The sequence below is a fragment of the Aeromicrobium sp. SP1 genome (genome assembly GCF_055663785.1).
The window spans coordinates 807,044-822,095 of sequence record NZ_JBQVVK010000001.1 but is presented as its reverse complement, the minus strand read 5'-3'; the positions used below and the strand labels follow the sequence as shown (position 1 = coordinate 822,095).

Genomic DNA, 15,052 nt, shown 5'->3' with positions numbered 1-15,052 from the left:
GGGCGGGAGCGGGGTGGGGTGAGCGGACGTTCACCGGTCCACGCGACGACCTTCTGGATGTGTCGTGAGGACCCGGCGGCTGAATAGCCTGCGGGGCATGGTCGATTGGCTGACGGGCACGCTCTCCTGGATCGGTGAGGCCTACGCCCGGCTCGGGGGATTCGACCGCAGCGAGCACTGAAGCGCCCAAAGCAGGGCCACCTCCTCCCCGCTACGGGTGAGCACCTACTGGTCGCAACGGCCATCAGCTGGAGGCTGCGATGAAAGCCACATCCAAGGACCACACGACGCGCGAGGACAGGCTCGACGCGCTGCACCGGCGACTGACCCAGGGGGTCGACAACTTGGTGACGAGCAAGGACTGGAAACGGGCGATGGAGTTCGCTACTCGCTTCCGGGCGCGGTCGTTCAACAACACGATTCTGATCCTGGTCCAGCATCATGTGGCGTTCGTCGAGGGTCGGGTGCCAGATCCGATGCCGAGATATGTGGCCGGGTTCAGGCAGTGGCTGAACTTGAACCGTCAGGTGCAGAAGGGCCAGGCAGGGTACGCGATCTTGGCGCCGGTGACTGCGCGCTTCGCGTCATCAACCCCGGCAGAAGGCGCTTCGTGGCGGCGTCTCGGCCGCGGCGAACGAACCGCTCCAGGCGAAACCGTCCGCTCAAGGCTCGTCGGCTTGCGGCCGGCCTACGTGTGGGACGTGTCCCAGACCAAAGGTGACCCGTTGCCGACACAGCCGGTCCCAACTCTTTTGAAGGGGCTCGCCCCCGAGGGGTTGTGGGACGGACTCGCGGATCAGATCACGGACCACGGGTTCGGATTGCGGCTGGTGTCGACAGCTCAGGCGATCGGCGGCGCAAACGGCCTGACGGACTACACCACTCGTGAGGTGTCGGTCCGGATGGACATGGACGACGCGGCGCAGGTCAAGACGCTCGCGCACGAGCTTGGGCACGTGACGATGCATGGCCCGGAGGACTCGGACGCGGCGATGCACCGCGGGATCGCCGAGGTGGAAGCTGAGTCGGTCGCGTTGATGGTCGCGGCGGCGCATGGTCTGGACACCAGCACCTACACGGTCCCGTACGTCTCCTCGTGGGCGTCCCGCGTGGCTGGGAAGACCCCGGTGGAGGTGGTCCAGTCCACCGCCGAACGTGTACGGGCAACTGCGGTGACGATTCTGGACACGTTGGACACTCCTCAGGTTGGGGACGGGAACCCTCCCGGTCTGGACCGCGAGACGCTCGCCCGGCCCGTCCTCGTGCGGCGCACCGAGTCGGTCCCTCGCCGGACGGTGGAGGTGGCGGGGCTGTGAGCGCCCGCGGCCTGCACCTCTATCGGCGCGAGGACCAGTCGTCGGCGGCAGTGCCTCCGGTGTTGCCGCAGGTCGACGTGACCGTCGATGCCAGCGGGCGTCTCGACATCCGCCTCAACACCAAGCCATACGTAGAGTCCGGCCCGCTCGAGCGCGCCGATCTGCAGCGCATCGTGACCCGGATCGCTGCCGATACGAGGGGTGCGATTCGGGTCGACGTGCACGAGGCCGACGGCACTCACTTCAGCGACTTCATCACCCCGCCCGAACCCTCGATGCCGGAAGCCCCGAGCGTTCCGCTTGCGTCGGGATCGCCGGGCGAGCTGCGCGGGTCCGGGTTCGCTCCCCACGAGGAGGTGTTGGTGGTCGTGGTCATCGGCCGGCAGGTTGCCAACGCCGACGGTACATGTCGCTTGCGGCTGCCTCCGTCGCTGTTGGCGGGCCGCCGCGAGGACGTCCGGCTGATCGCCGGCACTTCCACGGCGTCGACCGTCGACCACGGTGCGGCGTGAACCCGCGCGGTCCCGGCGTCGCCGACGACCTCGTCAACCTGGCTTTGGTGGCCGTGAGCGTCATGGGGCTACTCGTGGCGGTCCTGCGCTTGGCCGGCACGATCGCAGCGCGTCTGGCAGGCGTCGAACCGCCGGGCGGAGGCTGGACTGCCGGCGCCAGGGTGCTTTCCCGCCCGGGCGACCCCGGTGCCGCGCTCGGATCGCCGGATCTGTCGACATGGGCGTACTGGCCGGTCGTGGCCGCGATGGTCGCCGCCGGTGCGACCTGCACCATTGTTGTGTGGCTTCGGATCGCAGCGCTCGGCCGCCGTACCGCGGCTGATCCGCACCGTCTCGCCGGGGTCGCCACCGGCCCTGACGTCATGGCCGTCGCGTCCCGCAAGGCGCTGCTCGCCCGCGGCCGCGCGTTGCGTCCGTCGCTCGACAGACCGGCCGCATCCGACGTCGGCTACTGCCTTGGCCGCTCCCGTGGCCGCGAGGTGTGGGCGTCGGTGGAGGACTCGATTCTCGTGCTCGGCCCGCCCCGCTCGGGCAAGGGCCTGCATGTAGTCATCAACGCAATCCTGGACGCGCCCGGCGCCGTCATCACGACTGCCACCCGCCCGGACAACATCGCCGCCACCATCACTGCCCGCCGGCGACGCGGCCCGGTCGCCGTGTTCGACCCTCAACGTCTCGCCGACGGCATCCCCTCTGGTCTGCGGTGGTCGCCCGTGCGTGGGTGTGAGAACCCGCTCACCGCGATGATCCGCGCCACCGGGCTCGCCTCGGCGACCGGCCTGTCCACCGGCGGCGTCGAGTCCGGCGGGTTCTGGGAAGGCAAGACCCGCACCGCCCTTCAGTCACTCCTGCATGCCGCCGCGCTCGATGCGCGTCAGCCGCGGGAGTTGTTCACGTGGACGCTGTCGCCGTCAGCGGCCGCCGATGCGGTCGGCATCCTGGCCAGCCATCCCGGCGCGGCACCGGGCTGGGCCGACTCGCTCGAATCAATGATCCATTCGGACCCCCGCACCCGAGACTCGATCTGGATGGGCGTCTCCCTGGCCCTGTCGTGTCTCGCGGACCCGCGAGTGCTCGACACTGTCACCCCCTCCGCGGGTGAGCAGTTCGACCCGGTCGAGTTCCTCACCGGCAACGGCACCCTCTACCTGCTCGCCACCGGCGCCGGCGCGGGCGCCTCGTGGTCGCTGGTGGCCGCGTTCGTCGAGGATCTCGTGGAGACCGCGCGTCATCTGGCCGCCGCGTCGCCCGGAGCCCGTCTCGATCCGCCGTTGCTGCTCGCTCTGGACGAGATCGGGAACTTGTCACCGCTGCCATCGCTGCCGGTGCTGATGGCCGAGGGCGGAGGCACCGGCATCACGACCATGCCTGTCCTGCAGTCGCTCGCGCAGGCCCGCGACCGGTGGGGTGACCACGCCGCGAGCTCGATCTGGGACGCCTCCATCGTCAAGGTCATCCTCGGCGGCACCTCCTCGGCCTCGGACCTGCGAGACCTGTCGGCCCTGATCGGCGAACGCGACGAGGCCACCGACTCAGTCTCGGTCGGTGACCACGGGTCGCGGTCGATGCAGCGTTCCACCCGACGCGTGTCCGTCCTGCCGCCGGAAGCCATCCGCACGATGCCGTTCGGGACCGCGCTGGTGCTCCTGCGCAGCGCGCCACCTCTGGTCACCGACTTACGCCCTTGGACCGCGCGTCCGGACGCCACGAAGCTGCGCAACGAACGAGCCGCAGTTGAGGAGATCCTGCGGCGCCGCTGATGCCGTTCAGAAGTCCTGGTCGGCCGGATCTGGTCCCACCAGATGTCGTTGGACGTCGTTCGGGTCGACGTGGACTGGCACCAGCCGTCCAGCCGGGATCCAGTCGACGTGCAGGCCGAGGGTCGTGTTCACCGCGCCCGGATCGTCGGTCAGATACACGACCTTGGCATCCCACCCGCTGCGACGGCTGCGTCGCCAGCCGATCACCAGTCCCCGCGCCGGCAGCAGGAACCGCTCACGGCGCACCAACACGAACCGCACCGAGCGATACGGGGGCCACCTGTCCCGCCGTCCCGGATTCGCTCCCACAAGCACAGCGTAGGCCCGCGTCGAACATCTGTTCCCATTCCGTCGGATTCGAGCATGTGGTGAGCACCTCAGCAGTGAAGCGAGACACCGGTCCCGCCGCGCCGAAGGAGACGACCATGACGATCCCGACCCAACAGAGCTTGCACGGGTTCATCGCCACCGCGCCCGAGCTGAACTTCACCAGCAACGGCATCGCCCGGTTCCACGCCCGCGCAGGAATCGAGCAGTTCCGCAAGGAGAACGACGGCACCTTCACCAAGCTCGACCCGGTCTTCGTCGACCTGGTGATGTTCAACAAGACCGCCGAACGCGGTTACGCCCGCTTCCGGGTTGGCGACCAGTTCGTCGCGTCCGGCTACATCCACGAGCAGGAGCAGCAGCACAACGGTCGAGCCCACACCGCCGAGCAGTTCGTCGCCCGACGGATCGGCCACGACTGCGCCCGCACCACCTACACGGTCGACCGCGCGCCCGACCGGCAGCCGGACCCGCCGGCGGACCAGGTCGCGGTCGCGAATGCGGCGGCGCACGTGGTCGGGATGTGACTCGGGACCGATGATGAACTCCCCTGCGCCCACCTATCAGCCGACCCTGTACGGCGAGGAACCCGACGACGTCAGCACGCCTTCGCCGCCGCCGGAGCCACCTGGGTTCTTCGAGCCGGGCCCACCTCGACCCTTGAACTGGAACCTGCTCACCGCCGACGAGGCCGAGTTCCAGTGGTTCGACCTGGACAACTGGATCACATGGTTGCGTCACTCGTTCGGGCTTCCGCCAACCGTGCTCCCACCGTTCTGGCACCGGCACGACGAACTGGTCTGGGAACTGTCGGCGCTACACCAGTACTGGCTCTACAGCTACGACCCCGACGGCACGCCCGCCGGTCCGATGGCGTGGCTGCGCGACTTCTTCGAGGCCCAGGCCCGGCTGCGCGTCTGGGTCTCGACCTGCGGCACCAAGCTCGACCGCGACCGCCCCACCCGCCACACCGTGTGGCCAGGTGAGCCGGCCGCCGTCGTCGCGCTGGAAGCGGTGATCGAGGACCGCGACGCCGACTTCCGCCAATTCGTCCGTGACGACGTCGCAGCGCGACGCCGAATCGAACAGCAGGTCCGCGCCGCCGCCTGACACCCCGCGTGAACCCCACGCCCGAATCGGCGCGAGATACCCACAGATCCGGCTCCGGTCCCGGCCACCGGCCCCGCAGCGACCGCACGGTGACACCACGCGACATATCGGAAGGACACCCATGCTCCTCGCACAAGCCATCGCGATGGCCAACGCCCGCTCTGCCCTCGCCACGCTCGCCGACCTCGCGACCAGCCCAGACGCCTCGCTCGAGTACGAACGAGTGCTACTCCAGCTCGACTGCGTGGACGACGACACCGCCCCCGGGCTGGCCCCATTGCTCGACGAGTGTCGCGAGGGGCTGCTCAACATCGCCGAGAACTCGCTCTACGACCTCGCCGAATACGGCGACGACCTCGACCTATCCCTGCTCCTGCGGGCCCTGCACGAGGCGCAGTCCAAGGACACGCGCTGATGTACGGGGACAACACCCGCATCATCCGCGAACAACTCTCGATCCTGCTCCGCCAGCACCGGATCCAACACCGCATCGGCGGCGCCGGCGTCCCGACCCTGCCAGTCACCAGCACGCCGACGCAGCGACGACTCACCGGCCTACAGATCGGCCGCTACCGCCATGCCGTCCTCATGTGGGCGCTCGAAGCTGCCCGCGCCGTCGATCCTCGCCCCGACTTGGACCCGAACGTGCGCAGCCAACACAACCCGCTGAACCAGCTCATCACCCGCCTCGAAGAAGCTGCCTGCGCATCACGACCGCGACCGTCAACCGAGGAACTCCACACCGTCCAGCGCTACCCCCTGCTCCAGGCGTGGCAGCGGGCCGCGCGAGCCGCGACGCTCGGCGAGCACGACTTCGGCGAGCAGATCAGCTTCACGTCGCTGACCCAGCCACAGGCCAGGGCGATCCTCGTCGACGCCGCCACCGTCACCAAGGCGATGGTGATTCTCGATGACCGCTACTCAGCAACCCCCGGATGGCGGCCGCTCCCACAGTCCGGACGCCTCGCCCAGGCTGCCGAAGCGTGCCTGCGACTGGCCGCAGGGCACCGCACGGACCTGACGGTCGACCTGCGCGGCTGGCGCCAGAAGACCGGACTCCGTCAGGAGCCGGCGAGAGCGGGCTTGGACGGGCTCCTGCAGGCACACCACAACCTGTTGATCCACCTCGAGGCGATCCCCGACGCCCTCGCCCTGCGCCGCATCATCGAATCGCAACAGCTCGTGTCACGTGCCGTCGCCGACGTCCCGCACGCCGACCCGCACCTTCGCCGAGCGGCAACCCAGCGTCACCACACCTACCGCCAACTGCAGCAACTCACCCGCGACCTCTGCGGCCGCGCAGGTCACGGCGGCCCCGCGACCACTGAGGCCTACCTCGCCGCCGTCAACGCCAGCCGACTCAACGCCGACGACCTCACCGACCCGAACCAAGTCGCTCAGCTGGAGACCAGCTTCACCCGCATCGACGACCGCATCAGCCAGATCATCACCGCGGGCGCCCACGAACGCCTCTACTTCCAGCGCGTCCCGCTGCCCGCGATCGACCTCACCACACCCGGACCCATCAAGACCCGAGCCGCCGAATACCTTCCCCTCCGCGACGCCGTCGATTCCGGTCTGCTCGCCTACGCTCGCGACGTCCTTCGACCACCACGCCGCGCTTCCGAGGTGCCGGCGTCCTCGAGGCACAGCCGCACCCAACTCGCCGCAGCGCTCGAACACCGACCCGGAAACCACGACCACGGTCCTGCCATCACGCTCTGACCCGAGACCCGCCGTCGGGCCCAAACACCTGCCTGAAGAAGGCCCCCGACAGAACCGAGTTGATCGTGACCGTTTCCCTGCGCAACCCTGACGAACTGATCGCCGCCGTGCCACACATGTTCGGGTTCCACCCCCGCGAGTCGATCGTGCTGTTCCCCCTCGGCTCGGACCTGCCCCGCGTCCGCATCGACATCCCCACCACCAGCGCCGGGCGCGACGCCGTGTGGAACGCGATCAGCATCCCCTACCGCCGCCACGCCCAACCAGGCGCGGCCGTCGCCGTCATCTGCCTCACAACCGATCGCGTCACAGCCGACATCGTCAGCGACGACCTCAGCGACCGACTCTCCACGCTCGGCATCAGCACCCCCGTCCGACTGTGGGCCGACGACCATCACTGGTGCGATCTCGACACCCGCCAGAGCAGCCCGCAGACCCAGGCCGCTCGGGACCTCGTCGCCGCCGAGATGGTCGCCTACGGCAAGACGGCGCCAGTCGCGAGCCGAGGCGACCTCGCCACCTCATTCATCGGCGACCGAACGCCCGTCGCCCACGCGCTGCCGGCGGTCCGCGGTGAACTCGCCAGCAGCGGCACTCCAGCCGAACGCACCTGGGCTGTTGGACGGCTCCACCAGTTCCATCGCGACGGCATCAAACTCGACGACCGCGAGGCCGCCCGACTGCTCCTCGCCTTGAACACGCTGACGATCCGCGATGCCCTTTGGGACGACATGCGCGCAAGCACCGTCCGATCCCATGTCGCTCTATGGACCGACCTCACCCGCCGTGCGCCCGACGACCTGAGGGCAGCACCCGCCGCGCTCGCTGGCTTCGCAAACTGGCTCGGCGGCGACGGCGCCCGCGCCCTGTGCGCCCTCGACCAAGTCCCCACACACCAGCCCTACCCGCTGGCCGAACTCCTCACCAAGGCCATCGAGATCGGCTTGCACCCACGCGAATGGGAACGCATCTCCACGGCCGTGCGGGAGACAGCCTCACCGATGACACAGGTACGCCGGCTCACCGCAGGAGAAGACCCTGCCCCACCGAGTCCCGGGCTGTGAGAAGCCCGTGAACAACACCTACCGATGCACGACGCACACCAAGCTGGAACATCGTCTCGCACGCCTCTGCCGTCATTCGCCCCACCCCCCGGCAGCCGTGCGCATCGATATCGACCATCAACCCGCCGACGTCGAGCGTTGGCAGCGTACGACGGGAGACCCGGCAAATTAGGCCTTACGCGGCGGAAAGACGCACCTCGATTGTGCCCTCGGCGCGGCATGGTCGGGGAGATTCCGGGGCGCACTATGCAGAACCGACGCGATGTCTGCGCGGGCGCAGCTCATGTCAGTGATGCACTTGGAAGAGCCAACAACGGGCACGTGTCGAACGAACTGCGAATAAGTGTCGGGGACGCGGCAACAACGCTACAGGTCGTGCCCGTCGGCTCGTGCGTCGAGAATCCACTCCCGGAGGTTGCGGACGTGGGCCGTCGACGCAATCACTCGCAGCTCGGCGCACTTGGCGTAGTGGACCTGAATCTCGGGCCGTGCTGCTTGGTAGGCCTGAGTCTTGTCGCTGTCACTGTGCCAGCCCATGGCGTTGAGGTAGGCATCTGCGTACTCGTAGTCAGTACTCATACCCGAGATGTCGGGGTCAGGTCGCGCCGGAGAGAGGCTTGCGTCAGGTTGCAGGAATCGCGGTCGGGACCCGCAGCGTATTCGCGATGGGCGTGTAAAGGTCGACGTCCTCGCTGGCCGTCTTTAAAGAGACGATGAGGGAGTAGCGCACCGGCCGATCGGCTCGCGATCTGCTTGCGCTGTTCTTCCACCATCCGCCGACGGGGTAGACGGCAATCTTGCCGGAGCCGGCAAGCTCGATTCCGGTGGTGCTCCAAATGTCTTGGTGGAGCGAGCCGAGGTTGCGCTGGTTCGCGCCGATCAGCCACTGCACTTGGCCGGCGTGGGGTCGTCCGCCGCCCTCTTCGGTATGCGCGTCGCGGTTGACCCGCTGTACGAACTCGGATTCATTCTCCAGGGGGTCCTGGACTTCGAACCGCAGTTGGTGGGAAGCGTAGCGATATCGCTGGCGCCATCCGCGGCGAGAGGCGGTTGGCTCGATAAAGTAGGAGAGCGTGACGCGCAGATCGACGCCGGTGTCGCCGATGTCTTCGAGCGCTTCTTGCGGCCAGGGAAGATCGTGAAGCCGGAAGGCGGGGATCTTGTAGTCGGCGCCCTCGAACGGAACAAATTCGTCTTGAATGACCAGAGTGACGGCTTGGCCGGTAGAGAAGAGCACTCGGTCCTCAGCTGGTACGCCCCACCCGTAGCGCCGCAGCATCATCTGTTGCGCCTTTCGGCCGTTCTTGCGTGCGGCGTCAATTGCTGTCCGCATGGTCGGGGTCCACTCGGCGCCGTGAACAATAAGCGCGCGAATGGTCTCTGGCCAGTAGTCCGGGTAGGTCGCCATCGCAAGAGCCGCGATCCGGGAGGCCTGCGCTGTGGCCGCGCTGGTCGCGTGTGCGGAGTCGAGCGCGAGCGTGTTGGCGTGGGCCGTGGTCCGCGTCGAGAGCGCGGCGTGGGCGGGCTCGAACAGCCCGTTACCGTCGTGAAGGACGTTGCCGCCCTCCATGACGATGTCTGGCTTGACCGGCCATGGCTTGTTCCCAAAGGCCAGGGAAGTCCGACTGTACGGCGACAGTTCGCCGCCATCTGCGACGACATTCCACCCCGAGTATGAAGGATCCGTCGGCGGGGTCGCCAACTCGGTGTGAGCGCCCACGGTGAGAGCGTTCCAAGACTGGGCAGGGTCCTGGACCGGACAAAGGTCCGAGTAATTGAGGTGATCGGCCACGTAGTGATCTACGTTGCCCGCTGAAACGACTAGGAGGCGCGCCAAGTCGGAGTCGGGGGCCGAGATCAGCTCCAACTCGTCACCGTTACGTACCACACTCGCGCCGGCGGCAAGCGCGTCCACGGTCGCCGACCACAAGGTCGGCTGACCTGGTACGGCAGGCGTGTCGCTCATGGCGGTCACGGGCATGCAGAACACACGGTTGCGCCTGGAGACGATCTCCGGGAGAGAGACCGCCTGCGCGGTCACGTCGCCGTAGGTCACCGGATCGTGTCGCGTCTCATTGCCATGCGGCAGGATGCGCACCGACTCGAGTCGATGCCGCAACATCACGGGCTGCGTCCCGGTCAGGAGGCTGTCAAGGTCGCCGTAGAGGGCAATGCCCGCCATCTTCGTGCCGTGGCCGTCCCGATCGAATCCGCTTGTACCGACCACAGTATGCAGATCGCTAGCGGCGAGCGAGTCCGCGAGAAGAACATGGGTGCGGGCTACGCCGGTGTCGAGGTGGCAGACCGCCGGAGCAGTCTGATCGGCGGGCTGGAGCCGATCCAGCAACTCCTCGACATACTCGGACTGCTCCTCGACCTCCAGGTCCTCGATCGTGTCGACGAACTCGGGTCTGCGGATCTCCGCGATTGGAACCGCCGTGAATGGAAGCACCTGCAGATCACCCCAAGACGCTTCGATCCAACTCACTTCACGATCAATCAGGCGAAGCACGCGAGGAGAGAGCCTTAGTGCCTGGGATTGCGCGAACCGTTGAAGCAGGTCCCGCCCCTCGGGTCCGGGGCGTAACCACAACTCCCACCACCATGTTCCCGTCGCGGGCGGCGAGCCATCGGACTGCCACAGGTCTGCGAGCACGGTTTGACGAATCCGCGCGATGTTCGCAACCAATTCGTTGTTGCGTGGCGTGCCGGTGGCGCTGCTGAGATGCAGGTACTCCTCGAAGAGCTTCAGGAACTCGGCGCGGTACAGGTCGTTCACCCATACCGTCGCCCGCTCTGGGACTCCCTCGTCGTACTGCGGTGGTAGGACCGAAAGTAGCAACCACTTCGGGCGCTTCGGTGTCTTTCGGTGCGAGCTCCGCCGTTCCAGTCGATCAAGCGCGATCGGGTAATCAGCCAACGGACCTTCGAGGGTCACAACCGCGCCGAGCGCACGCAACTCTGCGTCAATGAGGACCTCAGCGCGCGCCTCCTCGCTGCTCTCGAGCGTTGAGTGCAATTCATCCAGCCGGCCACGACCGTGGCTCGCGCGGTCCTCAACGGGGCGGATCCGGGGGTCCCCGCGTCCGCGACGTCGAAACTCTTCGTCCGTAGATCTGTTATCGACCAGTAAATGGCTCAGATGCTCACGTGACTCAGCCAATGGTGCCGGACTTCCGGCTCTCGAGGGCGGTACGCAGGTCGTCAATAGTAATCGGCGTGGTCCCGTTTAGGATCGCGCTCTTGGCGGCGCTCTCGGCGGCCCGGACCAGATCGGCGTGCGAGAGTCCGTCCATTGCCTGCGCCAAGGATGCCCAGCGAACGCCCTTACCTAGGGAGCCGAGCCGGCCACGCATCACCGCAGCGCCCTGCTTGGCATCGGGCAGGGCGTAATCCAGCACCATGTCGAAGCGCCGGAACAGCGCTCGGTCGAGGATCGAACGATGGTTCGTGGCAGCGATGATCAGGCTCTCGCCGCCGCTATTTTCCAGAAACACTAGGAATGAGTTCAGTATTCGGCGAGCCTCACCGACGTCGTTGCCTGTGCGGTCGCCACCGAGTGCGTCGAACTCGTCGAACAAGTAGACGGCGCGTCGCTGCTCTGCTTCGTCGAAAAGCACGCGGAGCTTGCTCGCGGTCTCACCCATGAACTTGCTCATCAGGCTGTCCAGCCGGATCGTCAGCAGCGGCAGAGCTAACTCATGTGCCAGCACGGCAGCGGTCATGGTCTTACCGGTCCCCGGAGGTCCTTCGAGCAGCAACCTGTGGGCAGGGGCGAAACCATGGTCCAGAAGGTTCTTCCGTTGCCGCTGTTCAGTCAGGATCCGCGAGACCTGAGCGGCCAGCCCTGCCGGTAGCACCAAGTCCTTCAAACTGACCGTTGGGTGGGACGCGATAACGAGGTCCGCAACATCCCCCTTCGGACGGGCGATCGACGTGACCTTCGCCGCCGGCGATGTGCGGGACGCCTCTACTGCCGACTTCAGGTCGGCGGCGAGTCTGTTGTGGCCCTTGCGTGCGGCAGACGCCGCGACCTGCAACGCGACGGAGTAGAACGCAGCGTCGTCGCCGTTGGCGTGTGAGCGCACCATCGCCTTGAACTGCTCGCTTGTCCCTGCCATCGGTCGTCACCTCCCTCGTTGTGATCCAAGTCTAGGGTCTCGCAAGCTCGGAATCCGTCGTTCGCAGGCCTGCCAACGCCCGGTCGCATGGTCTCGTGCTCGATTGGACGGGGACACTCTGAGTCAGGCTGCTGCCGGACTGCCGATGCGGTGGCTTGGAAGCGCGCATGCCGCTGGCATTCCCAAAAGGGGACGCCTCGACCGCTCAAGGCGTTAGCTTGTCGCCAGTTCGAGGTGCGTCATTCTGGGCGGAATGCCGCTGTTCGCCGAACCCGGCGCACTCACCGCGCTTTCCTGTGCTTTCGGCCACTCGGCCGTCGGGTGTCGGCCCGACATGTCCGTCGTCGGACGGCAAGCGAAGTCCGCGTCTCCGTTGCACACCTAAGCTGTGTGCCCGTGTCACGAGCTCCCAGGAGTTCTCAGCAGAGGACTCCGGGCGAAGTGAACGCGCATATGAATTCCATGCGCGAAGGAGAACAAGATGGCCAAGGTAAGACAGCTCCCGGTTTACATCAGCCTGGATGAGGCAGCAGACATGCTTTCGATGTCGACGAAAACGATTCGACGGCGGATCAGCGACGGAACCATTCCCGCGTACCAGTGCGGAGGCCGACACATCCGCCTCCGGCTGGAGGACATCGAGGCCGCCCTGCGTCGCATTCCCACCGTGGGATGGTGACGCGGTGCACGGCTTCCGAGCCTGCTGGCCGGCATCAGGAGGCGTCGCGTCGAGTTCCACAACGCCCGCGGCGAGCAAATCATTGGACACATATTGGACACGAGCAAAAAAGAAATTCCACGGAATCACTGGGATTCCGGGGAATTTCGAGGGTGGGCGATACTGGGTTTGAACCAGTGACCTCTTCCGTGTCAGGGAAGCGCGCTACCGCTGCGCCAATCGCCCGTGCTGTTGAGTTGTCCTGCGAGGTGGGTACGGGATTTGAACCCGTGTAAACGGATTTGCAGTCCGTTGCCTCGCCTCTCGGCCAACCCACCGCTGGATGGGTCCGGCGAGACCCTCTCCGAGCGGATGACGGGATTCGAACCCGCGACCCTCACCTTGGCAAGGTGATGCTCTACCACTGAGCCACATCCGCATTTGGCCGTTCAACCGGCCGACAAGAAACATTAGCCGATCGAGAGCGAGCATCCAAAACCGGGTCGGCATATGGTCGAGACATGAAGGCCTGGATCGACGGTGCACTACTGGAATCCCCGCACGATCGGGCGATCAGCGTGCTCGACCACGGGCTCGTCGTGGGCGACGGCGTGTTCGAGACGGTGGCGGTGGTGCGCGGGCAACCGTTCGCGCTGACGCGCCACCTCGAGCGGCTCGCGCGGTCGGCCGCCGGGCTCGGCATCGCCGAGCCGGACCTCGACCTCGTGCGCGAGGGCGTCGCGGCGACCTCGGAAGGTCAGGACCTGCCCTTCGGCCGGATCCGGATCACCGTGACGTCGGGCTCGGGCCCGCTTGGCTCGCCCCGGGGGGACGGTCCGCTCACTCACGTCGTGGTCACGGAGCCGTGCGACCAGCCACCTCCCGTCAGCGTGATCGCGACCGTGCCGTGGGTGCGCAACGAACGGGGCGCGCTGGCCGGGCTGAAGACGACTTCGTACGCCGAGAACGCCAAGATGGTCGAGTACGCCCACGCCCGTGGCGCCTCCGAGGCCGTCATGGCGAACACGCGCGGAGCGCTCTGCGAGGGCACCGGATCGAACATCATGTACGTCCTGGACGGACAGATCGTCACGCCCACGCTCGAGTCCGGCTGCCTCGCGGGAATCACCCGGGCCCTCGCGCTCGCATGGCTCGCCGACGAGCTGGACGTGGTCGAGCGCGACGCCCCGCTGGAGGTCCTGCGTGAGGCGGACGAGGTGATGCTCATCGGCACGACGCGCATGGTCCAGGGCATCGAGCGCGTCGACGACCGCGAACTGCCCGCTCCCGGGCCGCTGACCGCCCGCGCCCGCGAGATCTGGGACCGCCGCATGGCCGAGGACGTCGACCCCTGACCCGGCACCGGGCGGGTCCTGGTTTCAGGTCCGCGGCGCACGTGCGTTAAGGTGGTCGTCGCACTCCGCGCGAGTGCACGGGGCGATTGGCGCAGTGGTAGCGCGCTTCGTTCACACCGAAGAGGTCACTGGTTCGAACCCAGTATCGCCCACCACCAGAAAGTCCCGGAATCCCCGCGATTCCGGGACTTTCGCATTTCGCTCCTGGTCCGTTGCGTGGGGTGGGAGGCGTTGTCATCGTGCGCCGTGGAGGAGATCAAGGTCCGCGAGGACGGCGACAGCGCGGCCCCTCGCGTCGAGCCCGGTCAACACCTGGTTGGTACTCGCCCCCATGCCGCAGTGGAAGGCCAGCCCGACGACCTGACCGTCGACCGACAGGGGGTGGATCGGCGAGTCGCGGACGGCCGCCAGCACGGCGAACACGGTGGGCAGGTCTCGCAACCGCTCGGCGATCTCCTCCTGGTGGGAGGTCAGGACCAGACAACCCAGCCCACGGTCGATCGAGAACGAGCCCTCGTCCGCTTGCCACCTTCGGACGTTCCGAGCGTGGCCCACGCACAAGGCTGCTCCGGACAGCCCCTGAGGACGGCCCGGGGGCCACTCGACCGCCGTCGCGAAGGTCGGGAGCTCTCCCGGCATGGTGAGCGACGTCAGTTGCGGACGTCCGTCGAGCGGGTCGAACCACGTGAGGGACTCGCCCGGCCTCACGGAGAGCGTGGGTCCTGCGACGCGCCGCAAGGTGCCTCGGCTTTCCAGCCAGGTCACCTCGCGGTCCTTCGAGAGCAGAAGGACCTCGGGAGGTGCGGTCATGTCCGATTCGCGGGATCCGGTGCGTCCATGAGCCCCAGAGTCCCATGTCACGGCCTTGGTGGGGCGTCTACGCCGATGCCCGCACCCTCGAAACTCGGGCCGCCCCGAAAGGAAGCGCCCAGGCTGCTGGAATCTCGGGTGCAGACCTGGGCGCCTCTCCCCCATGCGCGAAATCTCGGGGTCTCCGCGACACGGGTGAATCCATGGTGGCACGTTTCGCGGGCCACGGGCAGCCCCTCACCGGAACGGACCCTCCGACGCCCGACCACGACGTCCGACGCCCGAAGTACCGTG

The 15,052-nt window shown here is 67.2% G+C and carries 14 protein-coding genes and 4 tRNA genes; 11 read left to right on the top strand and 7 right to left on the bottom strand.

Going from position 1 to position 15,052, the window contains the following annotated elements:
• The first annotated feature begins 260 nt into the window (after nucleotides 1–260).
• From ACT26F_RS04000 to ACT26F_RS03990, 3 genes are read left to right on the top strand one after another with little or no spacing between them, the layout of a single operon-like run.
• On the top strand, nucleotides 261–1,316 hold the full coding sequence (locus ACT26F_RS04000) for an ArdC-like ssDNA-binding domain-containing protein (RefSeq protein WP_471669197.1): 1,056 nt from the start codon (nucleotides 261–263) through the stop codon (nucleotides 1,314–1,316).
• On the top strand, nucleotides 1,313–1,828 hold the full coding sequence (locus ACT26F_RS03995) for a hypothetical protein (RefSeq protein ID WP_471669196.1): 516 nt from the start codon (nucleotides 1,313–1,315) through the stop codon (nucleotides 1,826–1,828). The genes ACT26F_RS04000 and ACT26F_RS03995 overlap by 4 nt, the downstream gene beginning before the upstream one ends.
• Before the next feature lie 47 nt (nucleotides 1,829–1,875).
• Complete coding sequence (locus tag ACT26F_RS03990) at nucleotides 1,876–3,588, top strand: type IV secretory system conjugative DNA transfer family protein (protein WP_471669195.1); 1,713 nt, start codon at nucleotides 1,876–1,878, stop codon at nucleotides 3,586–3,588.
• A gap of 6 nt (nucleotides 3,589–3,594) precedes the next feature.
• On the opposite strand, the gene ACT26F_RS03985 is transcribed toward ACT26F_RS03990, so the two are convergent.
• Nucleotides 3,595–3,840, bottom strand: coding sequence for a hypothetical protein (locus tag ACT26F_RS03985; protein ID WP_471669194.1), 246 nt, complete (start codon nucleotides 3,838–3,840; stop codon nucleotides 3,595–3,597).
• Between the two features lie 173 nt (nucleotides 3,841–4,013).
• On the opposite strand from ACT26F_RS03985, the gene ACT26F_RS03980 reads away from it, so the two are divergent.
• From ACT26F_RS03980 to ACT26F_RS03960, 5 genes are all read left to right on the top strand, one after another.
• Entirely contained in the window at nucleotides 4,014–4,442 is a 429-nt protein-coding gene (locus tag ACT26F_RS03980; protein WP_471669193.1) for a single-stranded DNA-binding protein, read from the top strand.
• Nucleotides 4,414–5,025, top strand: coding sequence for a hypothetical protein (locus ACT26F_RS03975; RefSeq protein ID WP_471669192.1), 612 nt, complete (start codon nucleotides 4,414–4,416; stop codon nucleotides 5,023–5,025). The genes ACT26F_RS03980 and ACT26F_RS03975 overlap by 29 nt, the downstream gene beginning before the upstream one ends.
• A 121-nt stretch (nucleotides 5,026–5,146) precedes the next feature.
• Nucleotides 5,147–5,440, top strand: a complete 294-nt coding sequence (locus ACT26F_RS03970; RefSeq protein WP_471669191.1) for a hypothetical protein — start codon at nucleotides 5,147–5,149, stop codon at nucleotides 5,438–5,440.
• Complete coding sequence (locus ACT26F_RS03965; RefSeq protein WP_471669190.1) at nucleotides 5,440–6,750, top strand: hypothetical protein; 1,311 nt, start codon at nucleotides 5,440–5,442, stop codon at nucleotides 6,748–6,750. Before ACT26F_RS03970 ends, ACT26F_RS03965 begins: the two co-directional genes overlap by 1 nt.
• Nucleotides 6,751–6,815: 65 nt before the next feature.
• Nucleotides 6,816–7,814, top strand: coding sequence for a DUF4192 domain-containing protein (locus tag ACT26F_RS03960; protein ID WP_471669189.1), 999 nt, complete (start codon nucleotides 6,816–6,818; stop codon nucleotides 7,812–7,814).
• Nucleotides 7,815–8,436: 622 nt separating this feature from the next.
• Here ACT26F_RS03960 and ACT26F_RS03955 read toward each other — a convergent pair.
• Nucleotides 8,437–10,593 carry a S8 family peptidase gene (locus tag ACT26F_RS03955; protein WP_471669188.1) on the bottom strand — a complete coding sequence of 719 codons (2,157 nt, stop codon included), beginning with the start codon at nucleotides 10,591–10,593 and terminating at the stop codon, nucleotides 8,437–8,439.
• Nucleotides 10,594–10,969: 376 nt separating this feature from the next.
• Complete coding sequence (locus ACT26F_RS03950; RefSeq protein WP_471669187.1) at nucleotides 10,970–11,935, bottom strand: AAA family ATPase; 966 nt, start codon at nucleotides 11,933–11,935, stop codon at nucleotides 10,970–10,972.
• Nucleotides 11,936–12,416: 481 nt separating this feature from the next.
• Between ACT26F_RS03950 and ACT26F_RS03945 the strand changes: the two genes are divergently transcribed.
• Complete coding sequence (locus ACT26F_RS03945; RefSeq protein ID WP_471669186.1) at nucleotides 12,417–12,614, top strand: helix-turn-helix transcriptional regulator; 198 nt, start codon at nucleotides 12,417–12,419, stop codon at nucleotides 12,612–12,614.
• Between the two features lie 153 nt (nucleotides 12,615–12,767).
• On the opposite strand, the gene ACT26F_RS03940 is transcribed toward ACT26F_RS03945, so the two are convergent.
• From ACT26F_RS03940 to ACT26F_RS03930, 3 genes are all read right to left on the bottom strand, one after another.
• Nucleotides 12,768–12,839 (bottom strand) — tRNA-Val (locus ACT26F_RS03940).
• Nucleotides 12,840–12,860: 21 nt separating this feature from the next.
• Nucleotides 12,861–12,931: transfer RNA gene (locus ACT26F_RS03935), tRNA-Cys, on the bottom strand.
• A gap of 29 nt (nucleotides 12,932–12,960) precedes the next feature.
• Nucleotides 12,961–13,032, bottom strand: a tRNA-Gly gene (locus ACT26F_RS03930).
• A gap of 82 nt (nucleotides 13,033–13,114) precedes the next feature.
• On the opposite strand from ACT26F_RS03930, the gene ACT26F_RS03925 reads away from it, so the two are divergent.
• Nucleotides 13,115–13,948, top strand: coding sequence for an aminotransferase class IV (locus ACT26F_RS03925; protein WP_471669185.1), 834 nt, complete (start codon nucleotides 13,115–13,117; stop codon nucleotides 13,946–13,948).
• An 80-nt stretch (nucleotides 13,949–14,028) separates the two neighbouring features.
• Nucleotides 14,029–14,103: transfer RNA gene (locus tag ACT26F_RS03920), tRNA-Val, on the top strand.
• 79 nt (nucleotides 14,104–14,182) lie between these two features.
• On the opposite strand, the gene ACT26F_RS03915 is transcribed toward ACT26F_RS03920, so the two are convergent.
• Nucleotides 14,183–14,758, bottom strand: a complete 576-nt coding sequence (locus ACT26F_RS03915) for a hypothetical protein (RefSeq protein WP_471669184.1) — start codon at nucleotides 14,756–14,758, stop codon at nucleotides 14,183–14,185.
• Nucleotides 14,759–15,052: the final 294 nt, after the last annotated feature.